General features: G+C 67.0%; 20 protein-coding genes. 10 read left to right on the forward strand and 10 right to left on the reverse strand.

Annotated features, from left to right (window positions below):
• Positions 1–8 precede the first annotated feature (8 nt).
• A complete protein-coding gene (locus tag EV672_RS12065) occupies positions 9–824 on the forward strand; it encodes a pseudouridine synthase (RefSeq protein WP_243738658.1) in 816 nt (271 codons plus the stop codon).
• On the opposite strand, the gene hslO is transcribed toward EV672_RS12065, so the two are convergent.
• Entirely contained in the window at positions 743–1729 is a 987-nt protein-coding gene (gene hslO, locus EV672_RS12070; RefSeq protein ID WP_133609505.1) for an Hsp33 family molecular chaperone HslO, read from the reverse strand. The genes EV672_RS12065 and hslO overlap by 82 nt on opposite strands.
• Complete coding sequence (locus tag EV672_RS12075; RefSeq protein WP_133609507.1) at positions 1726–2268, reverse strand: gamma carbonic anhydrase family protein; 543 nt, start codon at positions 2266–2268, stop codon at positions 1726–1728. The genes hslO and EV672_RS12075 overlap by 4 nt, the downstream gene beginning before the upstream one ends.
• A gap of 105 nt (positions 2269–2373) precedes the next feature.
• On the opposite strand from EV672_RS12075, the gene EV672_RS12080 reads away from it, so the two are divergent.
• The 4 genes from EV672_RS12080 (at position 2374) to EV672_RS12095 (ending at position 4909) form a co-directional block, all read left to right on the forward strand.
• Positions 2374–2922: a redoxin domain-containing protein gene (locus EV672_RS12080; protein ID WP_133609509.1), complete on the forward strand. Its 549-nt coding sequence runs from the start codon at positions 2374–2376 to the stop codon at positions 2920–2922.
• 45 nt (positions 2923–2967) lie between these two features.
• Positions 2968–3750 carry a peroxide stress protein YaaA gene (yaaA, locus tag EV672_RS12085; RefSeq protein ID WP_133609511.1) on the forward strand — a complete coding sequence of 261 codons (783 nt, stop codon included), beginning with the start codon at positions 2968–2970 and terminating at the stop codon, positions 3748–3750.
• 5 nt (positions 3751–3755) lie between these two features.
• The gene (locus EV672_RS12090) at positions 3756–4589 is read left to right on the forward strand and encodes a 2OG-Fe(II) oxygenase (RefSeq protein ID WP_133609513.1); all 834 of its coding nucleotides are present in this window, start codon (positions 3756–3758) and stop codon (positions 4587–4589) included.
• A gap of 137 nt (positions 4590–4726) precedes the next feature.
• Positions 4727–4909, forward strand: coding sequence for a hypothetical protein (locus EV672_RS12095; RefSeq protein WP_133609515.1), 183 nt, complete (start codon positions 4727–4729; stop codon positions 4907–4909).
• Between the two features lie 92 nt (positions 4910–5001).
• On the opposite strand, the gene EV672_RS12100 is transcribed toward EV672_RS12095, so the two are convergent.
• Positions 5002–6372, reverse strand: a complete 1371-nt coding sequence (locus EV672_RS12100; protein ID WP_133609517.1) for a DEAD/DEAH box helicase — start codon at positions 6370–6372, stop codon at positions 5002–5004.
• Positions 6373–6697: 325 nt separating this feature from the next.
• Here EV672_RS12100 and dnaX point away from each other — a divergent pair, with 325 nt between their 5' ends.
• From dnaX to recR, 3 genes are all read left to right on the forward strand, one after another.
• A complete protein-coding gene (dnaX, locus tag EV672_RS12105; protein WP_133609519.1) occupies positions 6698–8785 on the forward strand; it encodes a DNA polymerase III subunit gamma/tau in 2088 nt (695 codons plus the stop codon).
• Positions 8786–8903: 118 nt separating this feature from the next.
• Positions 8904–9230, forward strand: coding sequence for a YbaB/EbfC family nucleoid-associated protein (locus EV672_RS12110; protein WP_133609521.1), 327 nt, complete (start codon positions 8904–8906; stop codon positions 9228–9230).
• A 36-nt stretch (positions 9231–9266) separates the two neighbouring features.
• Entirely contained in the window at positions 9267–9854 is a 588-nt protein-coding gene (gene recR / locus EV672_RS12115) for a recombination mediator RecR (protein ID WP_133609523.1), read from the forward strand.
• A 66-nt stretch (positions 9855–9920) separates the two neighbouring features.
• On the opposite strand, the gene EV672_RS12120 is transcribed toward recR, so the two are convergent.
• Together EV672_RS12120 and gloB are read right to left on the reverse strand one after the other, a co-directional pair.
• Positions 9921–11789, reverse strand: a complete 1869-nt coding sequence (locus EV672_RS12120; protein ID WP_341770487.1) for a transglycosylase SLT domain-containing protein — start codon at positions 11787–11789, stop codon at positions 9921–9923.
• Positions 11771–12547, reverse strand: coding sequence for a hydroxyacylglutathione hydrolase (gene gloB, locus EV672_RS12125; protein WP_133609525.1), 777 nt, complete (start codon positions 12545–12547; stop codon positions 11771–11773). The genes EV672_RS12120 and gloB overlap by 19 nt, the downstream gene beginning before the upstream one ends.
• On the opposite strand from gloB, the gene EV672_RS12130 reads away from it, so the two are divergent.
• A complete protein-coding gene (locus EV672_RS12130; protein ID WP_133609527.1) occupies positions 12546–13385 on the forward strand; it encodes a class I SAM-dependent methyltransferase in 840 nt (279 codons plus the stop codon). The genes gloB and EV672_RS12130 overlap by 2 nt on opposite strands.
• A complete protein-coding gene (gene rnhA / locus EV672_RS12135) occupies positions 13378–13827 on the forward strand; it encodes a ribonuclease HI (RefSeq protein WP_133609529.1) in 450 nt (149 codons plus the stop codon). Before EV672_RS12130 ends, rnhA begins: the two co-directional genes overlap by 8 nt.
• A 37-nt stretch (positions 13828–13864) precedes the next feature.
• Here rnhA and EV672_RS12140 read toward each other — a convergent pair whose 3' ends face one another.
• The 5 genes from EV672_RS12140 to EV672_RS12160 all read right to left on the reverse strand — a co-directional run bounded on the left by EV672_RS12140 (position 13865) and on the right by EV672_RS12160 (position 17709).
• On the reverse strand, positions 13865–14425 hold the full coding sequence (locus EV672_RS12140) for a GNAT family N-acetyltransferase (RefSeq protein WP_133609531.1): 561 nt from the start codon (positions 14423–14425) through the stop codon (positions 13865–13867).
• Positions 14412–15164 (reverse strand): molybdenum cofactor guanylyltransferase, encoded by a 753-nt coding sequence (mobA, locus tag EV672_RS12145; protein ID WP_133609533.1) that lies wholly within the window; start codon positions 15162–15164, stop codon positions 14412–14414. The genes EV672_RS12140 and mobA overlap by 14 nt, the downstream gene beginning before the upstream one ends.
• A gap of 4 nt (positions 15165–15168) precedes the next feature.
• A complete protein-coding gene (moaA, locus tag EV672_RS12150; RefSeq protein WP_133609631.1) occupies positions 15169–16242 on the reverse strand; it encodes a GTP 3',8-cyclase MoaA in 1074 nt (357 codons plus the stop codon).
• A 150-nt stretch (positions 16243–16392) separates the two neighbouring features.
• Positions 16393–16965: a C40 family peptidase gene (locus EV672_RS12155; protein WP_243738659.1), complete on the reverse strand. Its 573-nt coding sequence runs from the start codon at positions 16963–16965 to the stop codon at positions 16393–16395.
• A gap of 318 nt (positions 16966–17283) precedes the next feature.
• Positions 17284–17709, reverse strand: a complete 426-nt coding sequence (locus tag EV672_RS12160; protein ID WP_133609537.1) for an organic hydroperoxide resistance protein — start codon at positions 17707–17709, stop codon at positions 17284–17286.
• Between the last annotated feature and the right edge of the window lie 48 nt (positions 17710–17757).

Raw genomic sequence — 17757 nt, forward strand, 5'->3', positions numbered from 1 at the left:
AGCCCGTGGTGGCGCACCGTGATGTGGGCGCCCAGCCCGCGCTGACCGTGCTCTGGCGCGAAGGCGACTGGCTGGCCATCCACAAGCCGGCCGGCTGGCTGGTCCACCGCACCGGCCTGGATGCGGGCGAAACCCGCTTTGTGGTGCAGACCCTGCGTGATCAGCTCGGCCAGCACGTCTTCCCGGTGCACCGCCTCGACAAAGGCACCTCCGGTGTCCTGCTGATGGGCCTGAGCCCGGAGGCTGCGCGGGCGATGGCGCAGCAGTTCGCGCAACGGCAGGTGCACAAGCGCTACCTGGCCATGGTGCGCGGCTGGCCTGGCACGTCGCTCAGCGTGGACCATCCCTTGCGCCCTGACGACACCCCGCCCGACACCCCGCCGCAAGATGCGCTCACGCACCTGCGCCGCCTGGCCACCTGGCAGCTCGACGTCCCGGTGGACCGCTACCCACACACCCGCGTCGCCCTGGTCGAGGCCCAGCCTGAGACAGGCCGGCGGCACCAGATCCGCCGCCACCTCAAGCACATCGCCCACCCCATCATCGGCGACGCCACCCATGGCAAAGGCGCACACAACCGCTGGTGGGCGCAGCACCTGGGGCTGCAGCGCCTGTGGCTGCATGCCACCGAGCTGCGCTTGCAGCATCCTGCCGATGGGCGCGAACTGGTGCTGCGTTCAGACCCGCACGACGCAGCGCTCAACTCCGACTGGTGCGCCTTGCTGGCGCAGCCCTGGACGCTTCACTGCAGCCGCTGCGAGCCCGGCGGCACGTCGGCGCCATCGCGGAACAACTCGGCCGCATCGATGGGGTCGAAGTGGTAGCGCTCGCCGCAGAAGTCACAGCCGATCTCGACCTGACCTTGCTCGGCCACGATGCTGTCGATCTCGGCCTTGCCCAGGCTGCGCAGCATGCTCGCCACGCGCTCACGCGAGCAGGAGCACGCAAACTGCGGCCCGGATGCGCCGGTGGCCGGCTCGAAGTAGCGCAGCGTCTCTTCCCAGAACAGCCGGTGCAGGATGGTGGGCGCGTCCAGCGTCAGCAATTCCTCGGCCGTCAGCGTGGCGGCCAGGTGGGCGATGCGGTTGTACTGCTCGGCCACGTCCATCTCGGCCGCGGCCGCGCGGTCGGTGCCGGCCAGGTTCGCTTCGCCCTCGACGGGCATGCGCTGGATGAGCAGGCCCGCCGCGATCTCGTCATTCGCCGCCAGGATGAGCTTGGCGTCCAATTGCTCGGACTGGCGCATGTACTGCTCCAGCACCGCGCTCAGGTCCTGCAGCACTTCGCCGTCTGCGGCATTGAGCGGCACCACGCCCTGGTAGGGCTGCTGGCCGGGTTGGCGGTCTTTCGGGTCCAGGGTGATGGCGCAGCGGCCGTGGCCGTTGACGTTCACCATCACGTCCAGCGGCAGCCGGCCGGTGTCGCTGGCCGGCAGTTCACCGACCACCTTGGCCGTGCTGCGAAAGCTCAGGTCCGGCTGCACCTCGGTGACGGCCAGCTTGATGGGGCCTTCGCCGAACACCTGCAAAATCACCGCGCCATTGAACTTGATGTTGGACTGCAGCAGCACGCCCGCAGCGCTCATCTCGCCGAGCAGGCGGCGCACCGGAGCGTCATAGCCCTCGGCAGCAGCGCGCCGGCGCAGCAGTTCCTGCCAGGAGTCGGTCAGGCGCACGAGCACGCCGCGCACCGGCATGCCTTCGAACAGGAATTTGTGCAGTTCGCTCATGGGGACTCTTTCGGGGTGTCGATGCGCACCATCTCGGTCTTGTATTGCGCAGATTTGGCCACGTACAGGGCCGTGCCCATGTGCATACGGGCCAGGTCGGTGTCGCTCAATGGGCGCACGGCTTTCGCGGGCGATCCCATGATCAGCATGCCGTCTTCGAACACCTTGCCTTCGGTGACCAGCGCACCGGCCGCCACCAGGCAGTTCTTGCCGATCACGGCGCCATTGAGCACCACGGCCTGGATGCCGATCAGCGCACCCGCGCCCACGGTGCAGCCGTGCAGCATGGCCTGGTGGCCCACGGTCACGTCCTCGGCAATGGTCAGCGGAAAGCCGATGTCGGTGTGCAGCACCGCAGACTCCTGCACGTTCGAACGGGCGCCGATCACGATGGGCTCGTTGTCGCCGCGCAAGGTCACGTGCGACCACACGCTGCTGCTCTCGGCCAACGTCACATTGCCGATGACGTCGGCCGACTCAGCCACATAGGCCGTGGGGTGGACGGTCGGAGACTGGTCCTGGATGCGGTAGAGCGCCATGGTCGTGGACCGCGAATGCGGTGCTTGTGCGGTGGAGGGATGAATTCTAGGGGGCAGACATCTATGATGAAGGGGTGTCGATGAAACCCCGGCCCGGAGGCGCAGATGAAAACCGTTGGTGACAAGCTGGAACCGTTCCAAGTTGTGGGCGTGAAGCCAGGTTTCAAGCACCCAGAGGAACACGGCCAGTCGGCGTTCGAGGACATCACCGAGACCAGCTTCCCTGGCAAGTGGAAGGTGATCTATTTCTACCCCAAGGATTTCACCTCGGTCTGCGGCAGCGAGGTCGAGGCCTTCGCCGCCCTGGCCAAGGCCTTCTCAGACCACAACGCCGTGCTGTTGGGGGGCTCCACCGACAACGAGCATTCGAAGCTTGGCTGGCGCCGCGAGACGCCCGCGCTGGACCAGCCTGGCCACCATGCCTTCGCCGACGAGGCTGGCGCCTTGGTCGATCAACTCGGCGTGCGCGACCGCGCCACCGGCATCGCCCTGCGCGCCACCTTCATCGTCGATCCTGACAACGTCATCCGCCACGTGTCCGCCAACAGCCTGCTGGTCGGGCGCAACCCGGACGAAGTCCTGCGCGTGCTCGACGCCTTGCAAACCGATGCGCCGTGCGCCTGCCAGCGTGAGGTCGGCGGCCCGACGCTTTGAACCACCGCACCACCGCATCCTGATTGACCGTTCCCGAGAGCGCCCATGCTGATCCTGCTGTCTCCGGCCAAGAGCCTGGACTACGACACCCCCGCCACAACCACCCGCCACACCCTGCCGCAGTTCACCGACGAATCGGCCGCGCTCATCGAGGTGCTCAAGCCCTACACGCCGTCGCAACTGGCCTTGCTCATGGACCTCAGCGACGCGCTGTCCACCCTCAACGTGGCCCGCTACGCCGCGTGGCAACCGAAGTTCACGGCAACCAACAGCAAGCAGGCGGTGCTGGCCTTCAACGGCGATGTCTATGAGGGCCTGGACGCGGCCAGCCTGAAGCCGGCTGACCTCGATTGGGCGCAAGAACACGTCGGCATCCTCAGCGGCCTGTACGGCATCCTGCGGCCCCTGGACTGGATGCAGCCCTACCGCCTGGAGATGGGCACCAAGCTGGCCAACCCGCGCGGCAAGGACCTCTACGCCTGGTGGGGCGACCGCCTGGCCGAGCACCTCAACCAGCGCCTGGCCGAGCAAGGCAGCGACCTCGTCGTCAACCTGGCCTCGCAGGAGTACTTCAAGTCCGTCAAGCGCAAGGCCCTGAAGGCCCGTGTGGTCGAGTGCGTCTTCGAAGACTGGAAGAACGGCCAGTGGAAGATCATCAGCTTCCACGCCAAGCGCGCCCGCGGCCTGATGGCCCGCCACGCCATCCAGCACCGCGCCAAGACGCTCAAGGCCTTGTTGAGCTTCGACGCCGAAGGCTACGCCCATGACGCAGCGGCGTCCGAACCCGATCGCCTGGTGTTTCGCCGCCGATCGAGCCCGGCAGCCTGACGGCCATGCGCACCCAGGACATCACCCCCGAATTGCGCGCCTGGATCATCGCCCAGGCGGAAGCGGGCCACAGCCCCCAGTCCGTGTTGACGGCCATGCGCGCCAGCGGCTGGGAAGAGGATGTGGCACTCGCCGCGATGGAAGGGGTGTTGCAGGGCCGCGCCGACGCGGTGAAGCTGGCGGTCAAGCCCATGCCCGACATCGCCGCAGGACAGCCCAACGTGGTCCGCGCCCACGACCGCGATGTCACCGTGCTGCTGCAGATCCAGCACCCGCGCATCGTGGTGTTCCGCGATTTCCTCTCCCCCGAGGAGTGCACCGAGCTGATGGCGCAGGCCCAGCCCCGCCTGACGCGATCGGAAACCGTGGTCAACGCCACCGGCGGCAGCGAGGTCAACGCGGCACGCACGAGCCAGGGCATGTTTTTTGCCCGCGGCGAGAGCGCGTTGTGCGTGCGCATCGAAGCGCGCATTGCCGCCCTGCTGCGATGGCCTGTGGAAAACGGCGAAGGCATCCAGATACTGCGCTATCCGCCAGGCGCCGAATACCGCCCGCACTACGATTATTTCGACCCGATTCAAGTCGGCACACCGACGATATTGCAGCGTGGCGGGCAGCGCGTGGGCACCTTGCTGATGTACCTCAACACGCCCATGGCCGGCGGTGCCACCACATTCCCCGATGCGGGCGTCACCGTGCATGCTGTGGCGGGATCGGCGGTGTTTTTTGCTTACCCCTTGCCCACGCCCCAGACCAAAACCCTGCATGGCGGCGCGCCCGTCACGCAAGGCGAGAAATGGGTGGCCACCAAATGGCTGAGGGAAGGGCTTTTCATGTGACCTCGGTGAATTGACAGCCCGGCGGTGTTGTCAACTGGAACCTGTGCTTTGGCGTTGCTGGCACACGGGCTTGCGAATCCAGGCCCGGCGTGCAATCCTTTCAACGGCAACCCCCCGTCCCATTTGGAGAGAACCCCATGAAAAAACTGATCGTCGCCCTGATGACCTCGATGTTCGCCGTTGGCGCTTTCGCTGCCGATGCGCCTGCCGCAGCCTCGGTCCCCGTGGCTGCTTCGGCGCCGGCCAAGAAGGCTGTCAAGAAGCACCACCACAAGAAGGCCAAGAAGGCCGCTGCCGCTGCCAGTGCCGCATCCAAGTGATCTTGGGTCAGGCGAGCGGGCTCGCACAGCCTGCGCCGCCTGTAGCAAAAAACCCGGCCTAGGCCGGGTTTTTCATGTGCTTGCCGAGGGACTCAGCCGCTGCGTGCGCGACGGGGGGCGTTGGAGAAAGGCTGGGCCTGGCGGGTGCGCTCGTCCTGTCGCTGCCCCTGACCTTGTCCTTGACGGCTGCCACCGCCACCCGAACCACCTGAGCGACCGCCACTTCCCTGACCGCCGCCGCGCGAAGACGAGGGGCGCTGTCCGCCTGTGCCTGCACCGCCATGCAGCACGCGTCGGCCCAGTTGGATGGGCTCGGGGCGTGCGTCCGGATCCGGCTCGAAACCAGGCACCACCTCGCGGGGAATGGGGCGCTTGATGAGCTTCTCAATGGCAGACAGGAAGCCTTCCTCGTCGATGCAGACCAGCGACAGCGCCTCGCCCTCCGCGCCGGCCCGACCGGTGCGGCCGATGCGGTGCACGTAGTCCTCGGGCACGTTGGGCAGTTCGAAGTTCACCACATGCGGCAACTGATCGATGTCGATGCCCCGCGCCGCGATGTCTGTGGCGACCAGCACCCGCAGGTCGCCGGATTTGAAGTCGGCCAGTGCCCGGGTGCGGGCGCTCTGGCTCTTGTTGCCGTGGATGGCCATGGCCGTGATGCCTTGCTTCTCCAGGAACTCGACCAGGCGGTTGGCGCCATGCTTCATGCGGGTGAACACCAGCACCTGGTGCCAGTTCTGCGTCTGGATCAGGTGGGCCAGCAGGTCCTTTTTGCGTTCGCGGTCCACCGGGTGAACCCGCTGTGCGACCGTGTCTGCGGTGGCGTTGCGGCGCGCAACCTCGATGACCTTCGGCGAATTCAGCAGACGCTCAGCCAGCGCCTTGATCTCGTCTGAAAACGTGGCAGAAAACAACAGGCTTTGTTTTTTGGCCGGCAGTATGCCCAGAACACGCTTGATATCGTGGATGAAACCCATGTCCAACATGCGGTCGGCTTCGTCCAGCACGAAAAACTCGACGTGGCTGAGGTCCAGCGTGCCTTGCTGGTGGTGATCGAGCAGGCGGCCCGGCGTGGCCACCAGGATATCGATCCCTCGGCGCAATGCGTCAATTTGCGGATTCATGCCCACGCCACCGAACATCACCATGGATTTCAGTGGCAGGTATTTGCCATACACCCGAACAGATTCTTCCACCTGCGCAGCCAATTCGCGGGTGGGCGTCAAAATCAGGGCTCGCACCACGCGCCGCCCTGGGGGCAAAGGCTTGGTGGCCAATTGGTGCAGCAAGGGCAGGGTGAACCCAGCGGTTTTGCCAGTGCCTGTCTGGGCGCCAGCGAGCAAATCCCCGCCAGTCAAAACCGCAGGGATGGCCTGCGTCTGAATCGGGGTGGGGGTGTGGTAGCCCGCCTCGTGCACCGCACGCAGCAAAGGCTCGACCAAACCCAAATTTTCAAACGACATACAACTGGCCCACGTTAAATGAAGCGGCGACTGCACTCGGGGTTCCGGGCCTGGAACGGCGCGAGTCAACCGGCTGTCAAGGTATGCGGCCTGATTGCCCGACGCGCAGCAAGGAATTGCATCGCGTGGTATTGGACAAGCCGCGTTAATGAAATTGTATGCCCCAGCACCACGCTGTGATAGTACTTATGGGTAAATGGGGGGTGACTTTCCGAGCCCTGATGTTACGGATTGTATCAAACGGAGCGCAAGATTGTACGATTGCCCTCCCTCACGGCACTGCCTCCCGTCGTGGATGCAGGCCACCAGCCCCTAGAATCGCGCCATGACGACAACCGTTCTCGCGCGGAAATACCGGCCGACCAGCTTCGAGTCCATGGTGGGCCAAGGGCATGTGGTGCAGGCCTTGTCCAACGCGCTCACCCAGCAGCGACTCCACCACGCTTACCTGTTCACGGGCACCCGTGGCGTGGGCAAGACCACGGTGTCGCGCATCCTGGCGAAGTCGTTGAACTGCACCGGGCCTGATGGGCAGGGCGGCATCACCGCCACGCCATGCGGCCAGTGCCAGCCTTGTCGAGACATCGATGCAGGCCGCTTCGTGGACTACGTCGAGCTGGACGCCGCGTCCAACCGCGGGGTCGATGAGATCTCGCAGTTGCTGGAGCAAGCGGTTTACAAGCCGGTGGTGGGGCGCTTCAAGGTTTACATGATCGACGAAGTGCACATGCTCTCGAACACGGCCTTCAACGCCATGCTCAAGACGCTGGAAGAGCCGCCCGACTACCTCAAGTTCGTGCTGGCCACGACGGACCCGCAGAAGGTGCCGGTGACGGTGCTGTCGCGCTGTCTGCAGTTCAACCTGCGGCCGATGGCGGCGCAGACCGTTCAGCTGCACCTCGCCCAGGTGCTGGACCACGAGGGCATCGCCCACGATCCGGGCGCTTTGCGCCTGCTCGCCCGTGCGGCGCGCGGGTCCATGCGGGATGCCATGTCCCTGGCCGACCAGGCCATCGCTTTCGGTGGCGGTGCCTTGCAGGAAGATGCCGTGCGGCGCATGTTGGGGTCGGTGGACCGTCAGCACGTGCAGCGCATCATCGAGGCCGTGGCGGCGGGCGACGGTGCGGGCTTGGTCGCGGCGGTGGACGCCCTGCGCGAGTTGGGCCTGTCCGCCTCCGGCACGCTGGAGGATCTGGCGGCGGGCCTGCAGCGCATGGCCGTGGTGCAGGCCGTGCCCGCCATGGCGCAGGCGGTCGATGAGACGGACCCGGACGCGCAGACCTGGACGCAGCTGGCACCGTTGCTGGCCCAGGACGAGACCCAGCTGTTCTACAGCCTGTGCCTGCAAGGCCGCGCCGAGCTGGCGCTGGCACCCGACGAATACAGCGGCCTGCTGATGCTGTTGTTGCGATTGTTGGCGTTCAAGCCGGGAGGGGGCGCAGGCGCCAGCCCAAAATCTGAGGGCTCGGCGGCACGCCCCACAGCCGCCGAGCCTCGCAGTGTGGTGACAGGGGGGCCCCAAGCGGGGCAACTGGCCAGGGCAGCGGCTTCTCAGCCGCGACCGCCTGAGCCCCCAAGCACACCGGCGGCGATTGTTGCGGCGTCATCGCCTGCGACACGGGCCGCCTTGCCACCGACTGCAGCCCCTGTTGTGCAGCCCTCCGTGCCGCCTGTCGCGTCTGCCGTGCCATCCGCCGTGGCTCGGGACGTGCGCCCGGCATCGGCGCCGTGGGACGACGCGCCGCCCGAGCACCTGGATGCGCCGCCCGACATGGGCAACGAGGCCTCGGTGTCGTCTGGCACGAAGCATGTCGAGGCCTGGGAAAACGGGCCGCCACCTGGCTTTGACGATGGCTGGGGCGATGGTGCCGATGCAGCGCCTGAGGCATTCACGTCATCGGAGAACGCATCGACTGCTGCTGCCGTTGCGGGGGCTGGCACTGCCTCTGCCTCTGCCTCTGCCAGCGCGCCGCCCATGCCGCTGTCTCGCCAACTGGCCGAACTGCCGCCTGACCCGCTGTCCGACCGCTGGGCCGAACTCGTGGCGCAAATGCAGGCCCAGGGCTTGATCACGGCCTTGGTGCGTGAGCTGGCCGTGCAGTCGCAGTGCGTGGCACAGCGGCAAGAAGGTGCGCTGAGCATCTGGCATTTGCAGGTGCCGCGCGCCAGCCTGTGCGGCGACATGCACAAAGATCGCCTGACCCAGGCCCTGGCCCAGGTGCTGGGCTGCGAGGTGCAGCTCCATGTGGCGCAGGGCGCCGCGGTCAACACACCCGCGCAGCGCGACCTGGCCGCGCGCGAGGCCCGGCAGCACGCGGCCGAGGCCCTGATCGAGGGCGATGCCTTGGTGCGTGGTCTGTTGGCCCAGTACCCGGGTGCGCGGATCGTGCCTGGCTCGGTGGTCCCGATCTGAACACCGCTTGCCGCGCCTCGGTTGGCCGCATGTTGCGAGCGTTCCCGGCGACAATCCACCCCAGGGGCGCGCCCGAGTGCGTGCCCAGCTTCCAAAGTCAGACAAGAAAGGACGAGCCATGCTCAAAGGACAACTTGCCGGCCTGATGAAACAGGCCCAGCAGATGCAGGACAACCTCAAGAAGGCCCAGGACGAGCTGGCCCACATCGAGGTCGAAGGTCAGTCGGGCTCGGGCCTGGTCAAGGTCGTGATGACCTGCAAGCACGAGGTGCGCCGCGTGACCATCGACCCCAGCCTGCTGGCCGACGACAAGGACATGCTGGAAGACCTGGTGGCCGCAGCCTTCAACGACGCCGCCCGCCGCGCCGAAACCACCAGCCAGGAAAAGCTGGGCCGCCTGACCGCCGGCATGCCCATGCCCCCGGGCATGAAGCTGCCGTTCTGATCCCGTCTTGCACGCCTGAACCACCCCGACACGACCATGGCCGACGCTGCACTGGACGCCCTCATCGACAGCCTGCGCTGCCTGCCTGGCGTGGGGCAGAAGTCGGCGCAGCGCATGGCCTACCACCTGCTCCAGCACGACCGGCCTTCGGCCCTGCGCCTGGCGCAGGCCCTGGAGACGGCCGTGTCAGAGGTGAAGCACTGCGCGCGCTGCTACACCTTCAGCCACGAGCCGGTTTGCGAGGTGTGCCTGGACGAGGCGCGGGAGCGTCAGCTGCTGTGCGTGGTCGAGAGTCCAGCCGATCAGGCTGCGCTGGAGCGCACAGGCAGTTACCGAGGCTTGTACTTCGTCCTGATGGGGCGCATCAGCCCGCTGGACGGCATCGGCCCGCGTGACATCGGGATGTCGGCGCTGCTGGAGCGCGCCAGCGATGGCGTGGTGCAGGAGGTCATCCTGGCCACGAATTTCCACGCCGAGGGCGAAGCCACTGCCCATGTGCTGAGCGAGCAGCTCCGCGCCCGTGGGTTGAAGGTCACGCGCCTGGCCCGCGGTGTGCCGGTGGGCAGCGAGCTGGAGTACGTGGACCTGGGCACCATCGCCCATGCGTTCATGGACCGCCGCTGAAGGCTGGGTTGTTCGCAGCCCCAGTCAGCCCAAGCTCAACAGTCCGGACTCAACCCCCCTCGAAGCTCAGCGCGCACTGGCCACGCGGATGCGCGTGTTGCGTGACGGTGCCGTGCGCAGTTTGGCGTTGCCATTGCTGCTGCGAGCCACCGATGCCGAGCGCGCTGCCGGTGCGGCGCTGGCCACACGAACGGCACCGCGGCGTGAGGCCGCCACAGAGGTCGTCTTGCGGCTTGCTGGCTCTGCGCGATGCGCCTGGGTGCCCTGGGTGCCCGTGTGGGTCGCAACCTTGGTGGTCACGGCATTGCGCGTGGGCACGAACACCACGACGCTCTGGCCCTTGCCAAAGCTGGCCGATGCCGAAGTTCGGTTCCACTGCGCCACCTGTTGGGCAGAGACACGGTAGCGCTTGGCCACGCTGACCACAGAGTCGCGCTTGCCGGCCTTGAAGCTCACGCGGCGCAGTGGGGGCAGGTCGGGTGCCAGGGCCATCATGGCGTTGTCCGCGAGCGCTTCGGAGACATCCTGTTCGCGATGCTCGGAGCGAGGCACCAGCAGCGTCGAACCGGCCTTGACCAGCATCTTGGGTGGGATGTGGTTGAGCTCGCGCAGGCCGGTCTCGCTCATGCCGACCCGCTTGGCGGCGTCGCCGGGGCGCATGGTGCTGGGCACCTGCCAGGCGGTCCAGGAGGCCAGCGGGCCCTTGTGCTTGCCCAGGTTGTGCACGAAGAGGTTGGCGTTGTCGTAAGGCAGCAGCACCTGCGGTGTGCCGGCGGCCAGGATGACGGGCTTGTTCTGCGAGGGGTTCAGCGCCTTGAACTCGTCTTGCGGCAGGCCAGCCAGGCGCGCGGCCAGGGACAGGTCCATGTCGCGCTGGATGGGCACGCTGACGAAGTAGGGGTGGTTTTCCACCGGCGGTAAGCTCAACCCGAAGCGCTCGGGTTGCATCACGATGTTGCGCACGGCGTGCAGTTTGGGCACGTAGTTGCGCGTCTCGGGCGGCATGTTGAGGCTGAGGTAGTCGGTGGGCAGGCCCTGGCGCTGGTTGCGCGCGATCGCTTTCTGCACATTGCCTTCGCCCCAGTTGTAGGCGGCCAGGGCGAGGTGCCAGTCCCCGAACATGCGGTTGAGGCGTTGCAGGTAGTCGAGCGCTGCGCGGGTGGAGGCCAGCACGTCGCGGCGGTCGTCGCGGAAGAGGTTCTGCTTGAGCTCGAAATCCTTGCCGGTGGCGGGCATGAACTGCCACATGCCCGAAGCGCGCGCCGAAGACATGGCCTGCGGGTTGAACGCGCTTTCGATGAAGGGCAGCAAGGCCAGCTCGGTGGGCATGTTGCGGCGGTTGATTTCCTCGACCACGTGGAAGAGGTAGCGACTGCCACGGTCGGTCATGCGCTGCACGTAGTCAGGGCGGCTGGCGTACCAGCGCTCGTGCTCGGCGACCAGGTCGGATTGCAGTTCCGGCAAGGCATAGCCCTTGCGGATGCGGCCCCAGAGGTCTTGCGTGGCGCTGGCGTCGGACAGATTCAGCGTGGCGTCGGGGCGCAGCGGGTCCGTCGGGGTGCCGATGGCGTCCAGCGCCTCCGCGGACGCGGCGCTGTCCTGGCGACCGGCCGCTGCCATCGGGGTGTTGATGTCCACGCGCAGTCCGGAGGTCGGGTCCTGACGGGTCAGGTTGCGGTCCGGACCCCGTGCGGCCGTGGGCGATTGGCGGATCAGGGCGTCGGGGTCGAAGTTGCGCAGCGGGCGCACCTCGCGTGCTTCCTGGACGTCGCGGGTGTCACGGGCAGAGCGTCCTGCATCGGCTGCGCGGTTCTCCATCATGCTGCCGCAGGCGGACAGCACGAGGGTGGATGCGGTGGTCAGGCTCAGCAGCAGGGCACGTTGAATCGGGTGAATCGGGCGAAAGGCGTTCATCGTCAGAAACGGTTTTTCCATTGACGCAGTGCGGCAAAGATGGCCTGTGGGCGGGCATCCTCGGCGCCGTGCTGCAGGGCACTGGCCACCACGTCGGATTGGGTGCAGCGCAGAAACGGGTTGATGCCCTTTTCGACGCGCAAGGTGCTGGGCAGTGTGGGCAAGGACTGTGCGCGCAAAGCTTCACAGTGGGCCGTGTGGCTGACCAGCGCTGGGTTGTGGGGTTCGACCGCCTGCGCAAACCGCAGGTTGCCGAGCGTGTATTCGTGCGTGCAGCAGATGCGGGTGGCATCCGGCAGGCGCGATAACTTCGATAGGCTATCGTACAGCTGTTCGATGGTGCCATCGAAGACGCGACCGCATCCAGCTGAAAAAAGTGTGTCGCCAGCGAAGAGCAGCGGGTCCGGGTCCAGCGACCCCAGCCCATCGGGCAGGAAGTAGGCGATGTGGCCTCGCGTGTGGCCGGGCACGTCCAGCACTTGCATGTCCAGGCCGCGCCATGTCAGTGTGTCGCCCTCGCCCAGGGGGTGGGTGATCCCGGCGATGTCTTCGTGACGAGGTCCGTACACTGGCAGGCCTTCGCGCTGCAGTGCGGCCAGACCACCCACATGGTCCATGTGATGATGGGTCACTAGAATGGCGGACAAGGTCAGTCCTGCATCGCTGAGCGCCTGCTGCACGGGTGCGGCGTCGCCGGGGTCGATCACCAGTGCCTCGCGGCCGTTGTGAAGCATCCAGATGTAGTTGTCGGTGAAGGCGGGCAGGGCAAGCAGATCCATGAGCAAAGTCGATCCCATCGTTGAATTGCACCCCTGGCTGGCCTTGACGCCGGGTCAGGCCCTGCTGGAGTGGGAGCAGCAGCAGATGGACAGGCTGGTGGCCGACATCTTCGGCTTCCATGCGCTGCAACTGGGCCTGCCCGAGCTGGACGCCTTGCGGGCCAACCGCATGCAGCACCGTTGGCTGGCGCTGGACACAGCCTACCAGCATTGGAGCCCCCCGGCCGAGCTGGCGCCCCTGGTGCATGGGCCTGTGGAGATCGACAGCAGCCTGTTGTGCGGTGCGCCGTTCAGCTTGCGCTGTGACTTCGAGTCGCTGCCCTTCCCATCGAACAGCCTGGACCTGGTTGTCTTGCCGCACGCGCTGGAGCTGGCGCGCGACCCGCACCACACGCTGCGCGAGGTCGAGCGGGTGCTGGTGCCCGAGGGGCGGGTGGTGATCGCCGGCTTCAACCCGGCCAGCCTGTGGGGCTTGTGGCAGCGCATGGGGCGGTGGGGTGTCAAGCCCGCCTTGGTCTTGCCGCAGGGGGAGTTCATCGCCTATTGGCGCCTGCGCGACTGGTTGCGCTTGCTCGACCTGGAGGTGGAGGGCGGCTGCTTCGGTTGTTACCGTCCCATGGTGCGTCAGGCATCGTCCTGGGATCGGCTGCGCTGGATGGAGCACGCGGGTGACCGCTGGTGGCCCGTGCTCGGCGCGGTGTATTTCGTGGTGGCCGTCAAGCGGGTGCGCGGCATGCACCTGGTGGGCAAGGTCAAGAAAGCCCGCATGCATGCGGCCGCGGCACCCGCCGTGGTCGCGCAGCGCGGCACAACAAGGAACGTGAGCAAGCATGAGTGAGGCAAGCAAGCCCTCGGTGGTCGTCTATACCGATGGCGCCTGCAAGGGCAACCCGGGCCGTGGCGGCTGGGGGGTGTGGATGGTCAGTGGGCCCCACGAGAAAGAGATGTGGGGCGGCGAGATGCTGACCACGAACAACCGCATGGAGCTCACTGCCGTCATCGAGGCGCTGCAGGTGCTCAAGCGGCATTGCCACGTGGCGATCTACACCGACAGCGAGTACGTGCGCAAGGGCATCACCGAGTGGATCACGGGCTGGAAACGCCGCGGCTGGAAAACGGCCGACGGCAAGCCGGTCAAGAACGTGGAGCTCTGGACGCGGCTGGAAGCCTTGACGCTCCAGCACAAAGTCGATTGGCACTGGGTGAAGGGCCACGCGGGCGACCCGGGCAACGAACGGGCCGATGGCCTGGCCAACCGGGGCGCGGCCGAGGCGCGCTGAACCGGCTTCTGGGGCGCTCAGATGGCGCTCAGGGCGCTCAGAGGATGAGCACCATGGTGAGCTTGTCGAAGTAGCGCGCCTGGCCGTTTTTGTCGGTGAGCTTGAGGGCATGCGGCAGGACGCCGCAGCCCTGGAAACCTGCGCGTTCATACAGGCGGATGGCCGACTGGCTGGAGGTGCTCACGCGCAGCACGATTTGCTCCAGGCCCAGCGCTTGGCGCGCTTCGGCGATGGCCGCTTCGATCAGCATCAGGCCCACGCCGCTGCCGGTGTGGGCGGGGTGGACCATCATGCTGTTGAGCTCGGCGCTGTGGCGCAGCTTGGCCTGGGTTTGCCGCTCCAGGCCGATCATGCCGATGAGGTCCTGGCCGAGCCAGGCGCCTAGCAGGAAAGAGCCGCCGCGCGTTTCGCCCAGGCCGAGCCGGCCCAGGTAGCTTTCGGGCGGGCGGGCCTGTTCGCTTTCGATGTCGGCATCGAAGGCGTCGGGATGCAGGCGCAGGGCCTCGTCGCGCAGGCTTTTGTAGGCGCTCAGCTGGGCTGGCGCCACGCGCGAAATGCGCACGGCGGGTGTGTGCCCAGTGGGCTCAGTCCCGGCCATGCAGTGTCTCCAGGGTGTTCATGTTTTGAAAATCGGTCTCCGGGTCGAAGCATACGCCGACCCATGGCTGGGCTTGTGTCCAGCGGCCGATTTTGCGTTCACCGTTCACGAATGACCGCAGCATCCCATCGAACACCCGCCGTCGCATGAGGGCGCAGACCCACTGGTGGCGCGTGCCGTCGCTGCCGTCTGCCGGGGCTGGGTCCTGCGTGACGGGCACGGCGATGTCGGCCTTGTGCTGGAGGGCGGCTGCCAGCAGCCTGGGCCAGAGGTCGCGCGGCAGCCGTGGGGTGTCGCATGGCAGCACCAGCACCCACTCAGTGTGGCTGTGGCGCAGGGCGGTGAGGATGCCGGCCATCGGGCCACTGCGTTCGGGCAGGTCGGCATCGTCGGGCAGCACGCCGCCGGGCACCGCCAGGGGCACGCCTTGCCGCAGCACGGGGCCGCATCGGGCCAGCAGGTCGCGGTAGCGCTCCGGGTGGCGGTTGGCGGTGATGCCGATGGCGCTCAGGCGGGCCGGCGCGCGTGTCTGCGCGTTCGCCGAGGCTTCTGCCGATGCGGCGTCGGATGCGGTATCTGATGCGGTGAGGCTGTCCAGCACCCACGCGGCCAGTGGGCGGCCTTGCCAGCTCACCAACCCTTTGTCCTGGCCTTGCATGCGCCGGCCTTCGCCGCCGGCCAGCAGCCAGGCGCTGACGGTGTGGGTGGGTGGCACGTCGGGGGTGCCAATGTTGGCCATGCGCTCAGCCGCCGATGTAGCTCATCTCGACGCGCGGGGCGTCGGGCAGCTCGCCGGGGTGGTCCAGGCCGCGCAGTTCGGAGTAGCGGTCGGTGCGCCCCTGCCAGAGGGCGGCGATGCTGCGCGTCAAAGTGGCGTCGTCGGTGTGACCGTCGCGCAGCAGGCTGCGCAGGTCATGGCCTTGCGAGGCGAACAGGCAGGTGTAGAGGCGGCCGTCGGTGGACAGGCGCAGGCGCGTGCAGTTGCCGCAGAAGGCCTGGGTCACGCTGGAGATGAAGCCGACGTGCCCTGCGCCGTCGGCGTAGGCCCAGCGCTCGGCGGTGTCGCTGTGGCGAGGGGCATCGACGGCTTGCAGCGGGTGCTGTGCGTGGATGAGCGCGCGGACGTCGCTGGAGGGTAGCATGTGGGCCATGTCCCAGCGGTTGGTCTGGCCCACGTCCATGAACTCGATGAAGCGCAGCTCGATGCCCGTGCCGCGGAAGTGGCGGGCCATGGGCAGGATCTCGCCATCGTTCACGCCTTTTTGCACCACCATGTTGACCTTCAGCGGCGCCAGGCCCACGCGCTGGGCGGCCTCGATGCCGGCCAGCACCTCGCCCACCTCGCTCTGGCTGTCGCTCATGCGCTGGAACATGTCGGGGGAGAGGGCGTCCAGGCTCACGGTCAGGCGCTGCAGGCCGGCGTCTTTCAAGGCCTGGGCCTTGCGGGTCAGCAGCACGCCATTGGTGGTCAGGGTGAGCTCGGGCGGTGTGCCGTCCAACGTGCGCAGGGCCGCCAGTTGGGCGATCAGCCGCTCCAGGTCGCGGCGCATCAGCGGTTCACCGCCGGTCAGGCGCAGTTTGCGCACGCCCAGGCGCAAGGCGGCGGCTGCGGCGCGCGTGATTTCCTCGAAGCTCAGCAGGGCCTCGTGCGGCAGGAACACGTGGTCGCGGCCAAAAGCAGCGCGCGGCATGCAATAGCCGCAGCGGAAGTTGCAGCGGTCGGTCACGGAGATGCGCAGGTCGCGCAAGGCGCGGCCGCGCTGGTCCCGTGGCGATGTCGTCGTGGGCGGAGCCTGGGGTGCCAGTGCGGCGGGCATGGGCAAAGCCTCACCGCCGGCCACACGAACAGGCGCCTCAGGCTTCAGGCTGGTATCTGGCTGGATGGGGATGACCCCGTGAGGGCGCGGTACTGCGGGCAGGCTCATGGACGCTGATTGTGCCGCGCAAGCCTTGGGCCTGATCGCAACTCAGTTGTTCCGCGAGGTCGGGGCGTTTTGCGCCGACACGGCCGGTGCGCGCCGTGCACCGTCAAAGCGCTGCTGCCAGTAGGCCTGGCGCATGTCTTCGACGCGCACTTGGCCACCCGCGCGGGGCGAGTGGATGAACTTGTTGTCGCCGATGTAGATGCCGACGTGCGAGAAGGTGTGGCGCAAGGTGTTGAAGAACACCAGATCGCCTGGCTTGAGTTCGGCCTGCTGGACCGGCATCAACGCGGGGGAGTTGGCCTGCTCGATGGCGCGGCGCGGCAGGATCAGACCGATGCTGTTTTCGAAGACGTGGCGCGTGAATCCGCTGCAATCGAAGCCGGTTTCCCTGGAGTCACCGCCGCGGCGGTAGGGCACGCCCAGGAAGTTCATGGCCGACAGCACGAGTTCGGACGCGATGTCGGTGGCTGTGTTGCGCACCTGCTGGGCCAATTCGGCCACAGGGCGCTTGGATGGCATCAGGCCCTTGTCGGCGAGGAAACGCGCGACGGGGTCGTCAGATTCCGCGGTGTTGCTTGGCGCCGCCGTGACGGACACGGTCGCAGACTGAGGCACGGCTTGTGCGTGGACAGGCTGCGAGAGGAGGCCGGAAATCAGCGCGACACAGAGAAGCAGGGTAGCCAGAGAAGCGATGCGCTGCGATCCAGGCCCGGCAGTGTGACCGGTGGCAATCGCCGCCTGGCCGGAGTGTCGGGTCGTGAAAGGCATGGGTCGCAAGGTTAGGCGGTGGGATGCCGCCCGTCAATCTCGGATGCTCAGGGATAACGTGAGATTAACACCCTTTTTCTGGCATTCCGCCCACTGGCAGCAGGTGCAACTGGATGTGTTTGTGGCATGCAATCCGCCACCTGCTGCCGTTGGGCCGCGTTGGCGTCAGACCAGTTCGAGCACGACGTCGATGTTGCCGCGGGTGGCGTTGGAGTAGGGGCAGACCTGGTGGGCGGCGTCGATCAGGGCTTGTGCCTCGGCGCGGTCCATGCCGGGCAAGGTGATGCTCAGCTTGACGGTGATGCCGAAGCCGGCAGGGATCGGGCCGATGCCGACGGCGCCAGCGATCTGGGTGCCGCTGGGCAGAAGTTTCTTGTTCTGGCCGGCGACGAAGCCCATGGCACCCAGGAAGCAGGCGCTGTAGCCGGCGGCGAACAGCTGCTCGGGGTTGGTGCCATCGCCCTTGCCACCCATTTCCACCGGGCGGGCCAGTGCCACGTCCAGGGCGTTGTCGGAGCTGGTGGCGCGTCCATCGCGTCCGCCGGTGGCGGTGGCGTGGGCGGTGTAGATGACTTGGGTCGGGGAGGCCATGGTGTGTCCTTTCAGGTCTGAGGTGTTTGTCATTCAATTGTGTGCAAC

Origin of the sequence: Aquabacterium commune (assembly GCF_004362855.1) — a bacterium.
Taxonomy (GTDB): domain Bacteria; phylum Pseudomonadota; class Gammaproteobacteria; order Burkholderiales; family Burkholderiaceae_C; genus Aquabacterium; species Aquabacterium commune.

Excerpts from the sequence above, each read along its gene's own strand:
- hslO (WP_133609505.1), bottom strand. The coding sequence starts at position 1,729 with ATGAGCGAACTGCACAAATTCCTGTTCGAAGGCATGCCGGTGCGCGGC.
- rnhA (WP_133609529.1), top strand. The coding sequence starts at position 13,378 with ATGAGTGAGGCAAGCAAGCCCTCGGTGGTCGTCTATACCGATGGCGCC.
- EV672_RS12120 (WP_341770487.1), bottom strand. The coding sequence starts at position 11,789 with ATGGAAAAACCGTTTCTGACGATGAACGCCTTTCGCCCGATTCACCCG.
- EV672_RS12090 (WP_133609513.1), top strand. The coding sequence starts at position 3,756 with ATGCGCACCCAGGACATCACCCCCGAATTGCGCGCCTGGATCATCGCC.
- EV672_RS12075 (WP_133609507.1), bottom strand. The coding sequence starts at position 2,268 with ATGGCGCTCTACCGCATCCAGGACCAGTCTCCGACCGTCCACCCCACG.
- yaaA (WP_133609511.1), top strand. The coding sequence starts at position 2,968 with ATGCTGATCCTGCTGTCTCCGGCCAAGAGCCTGGACTACGACACCCCC.
- EV672_RS12160 (WP_133609537.1), bottom strand. The coding sequence starts at position 17,709 with ATGGCCTCCCCGACCCAAGTCATCTACACCGCCCACGCCACCGCCACC.
- EV672_RS12095 (WP_133609515.1), top strand. The coding sequence starts at position 4,727 with ATGAAAAAACTGATCGTCGCCCTGATGACCTCGATGTTCGCCGTTGGC.
- mobA (WP_133609533.1), bottom strand. The coding sequence starts at position 15,164 with ATGGCCAACATTGGCACCCCCGACGTGCCACCCACCCACACCGTCAGC.
- gloB (WP_133609525.1), bottom strand. The coding sequence starts at position 12,547 with ATGGATCTGCTTGCCCTGCCCGCCTTCACCGACAACTACATCTGGATG.
- EV672_RS12080 (WP_133609509.1), top strand. The coding sequence starts at position 2,374 with ATGAAAACCGTTGGTGACAAGCTGGAACCGTTCCAAGTTGTGGGCGTG.
- EV672_RS12110 (WP_133609521.1), top strand. The coding sequence starts at position 8,904 with ATGCTCAAAGGACAACTTGCCGGCCTGATGAAACAGGCCCAGCAGATG.
- EV672_RS12140 (WP_133609531.1), bottom strand. The coding sequence starts at position 14,425 with ATGGCCGGGACTGAGCCCACTGGGCACACACCCGCCGTGCGCATTTCG.
- moaA (WP_133609631.1), bottom strand. The coding sequence starts at position 16,242 with ATGCCCGCCGCACTGGCACCCCAGGCTCCGCCCACGACGACATCGCCA.
- EV672_RS12100 (WP_133609517.1), bottom strand. The coding sequence starts at position 6,372 with ATGTCGTTTGAAAATTTGGGTTTGGTCGAGCCTTTGCTGCGTGCGGTG.
- dnaX (WP_133609519.1), top strand. The coding sequence starts at position 6,698 with ATGACGACAACCGTTCTCGCGCGGAAATACCGGCCGACCAGCTTCGAG.
- EV672_RS12130 (WP_133609527.1), top strand. The coding sequence starts at position 12,546 with ATGAGCAAAGTCGATCCCATCGTTGAATTGCACCCCTGGCTGGCCTTG.
- recR (WP_133609523.1), top strand. The coding sequence starts at position 9,267 with ATGGCCGACGCTGCACTGGACGCCCTCATCGACAGCCTGCGCTGCCTG.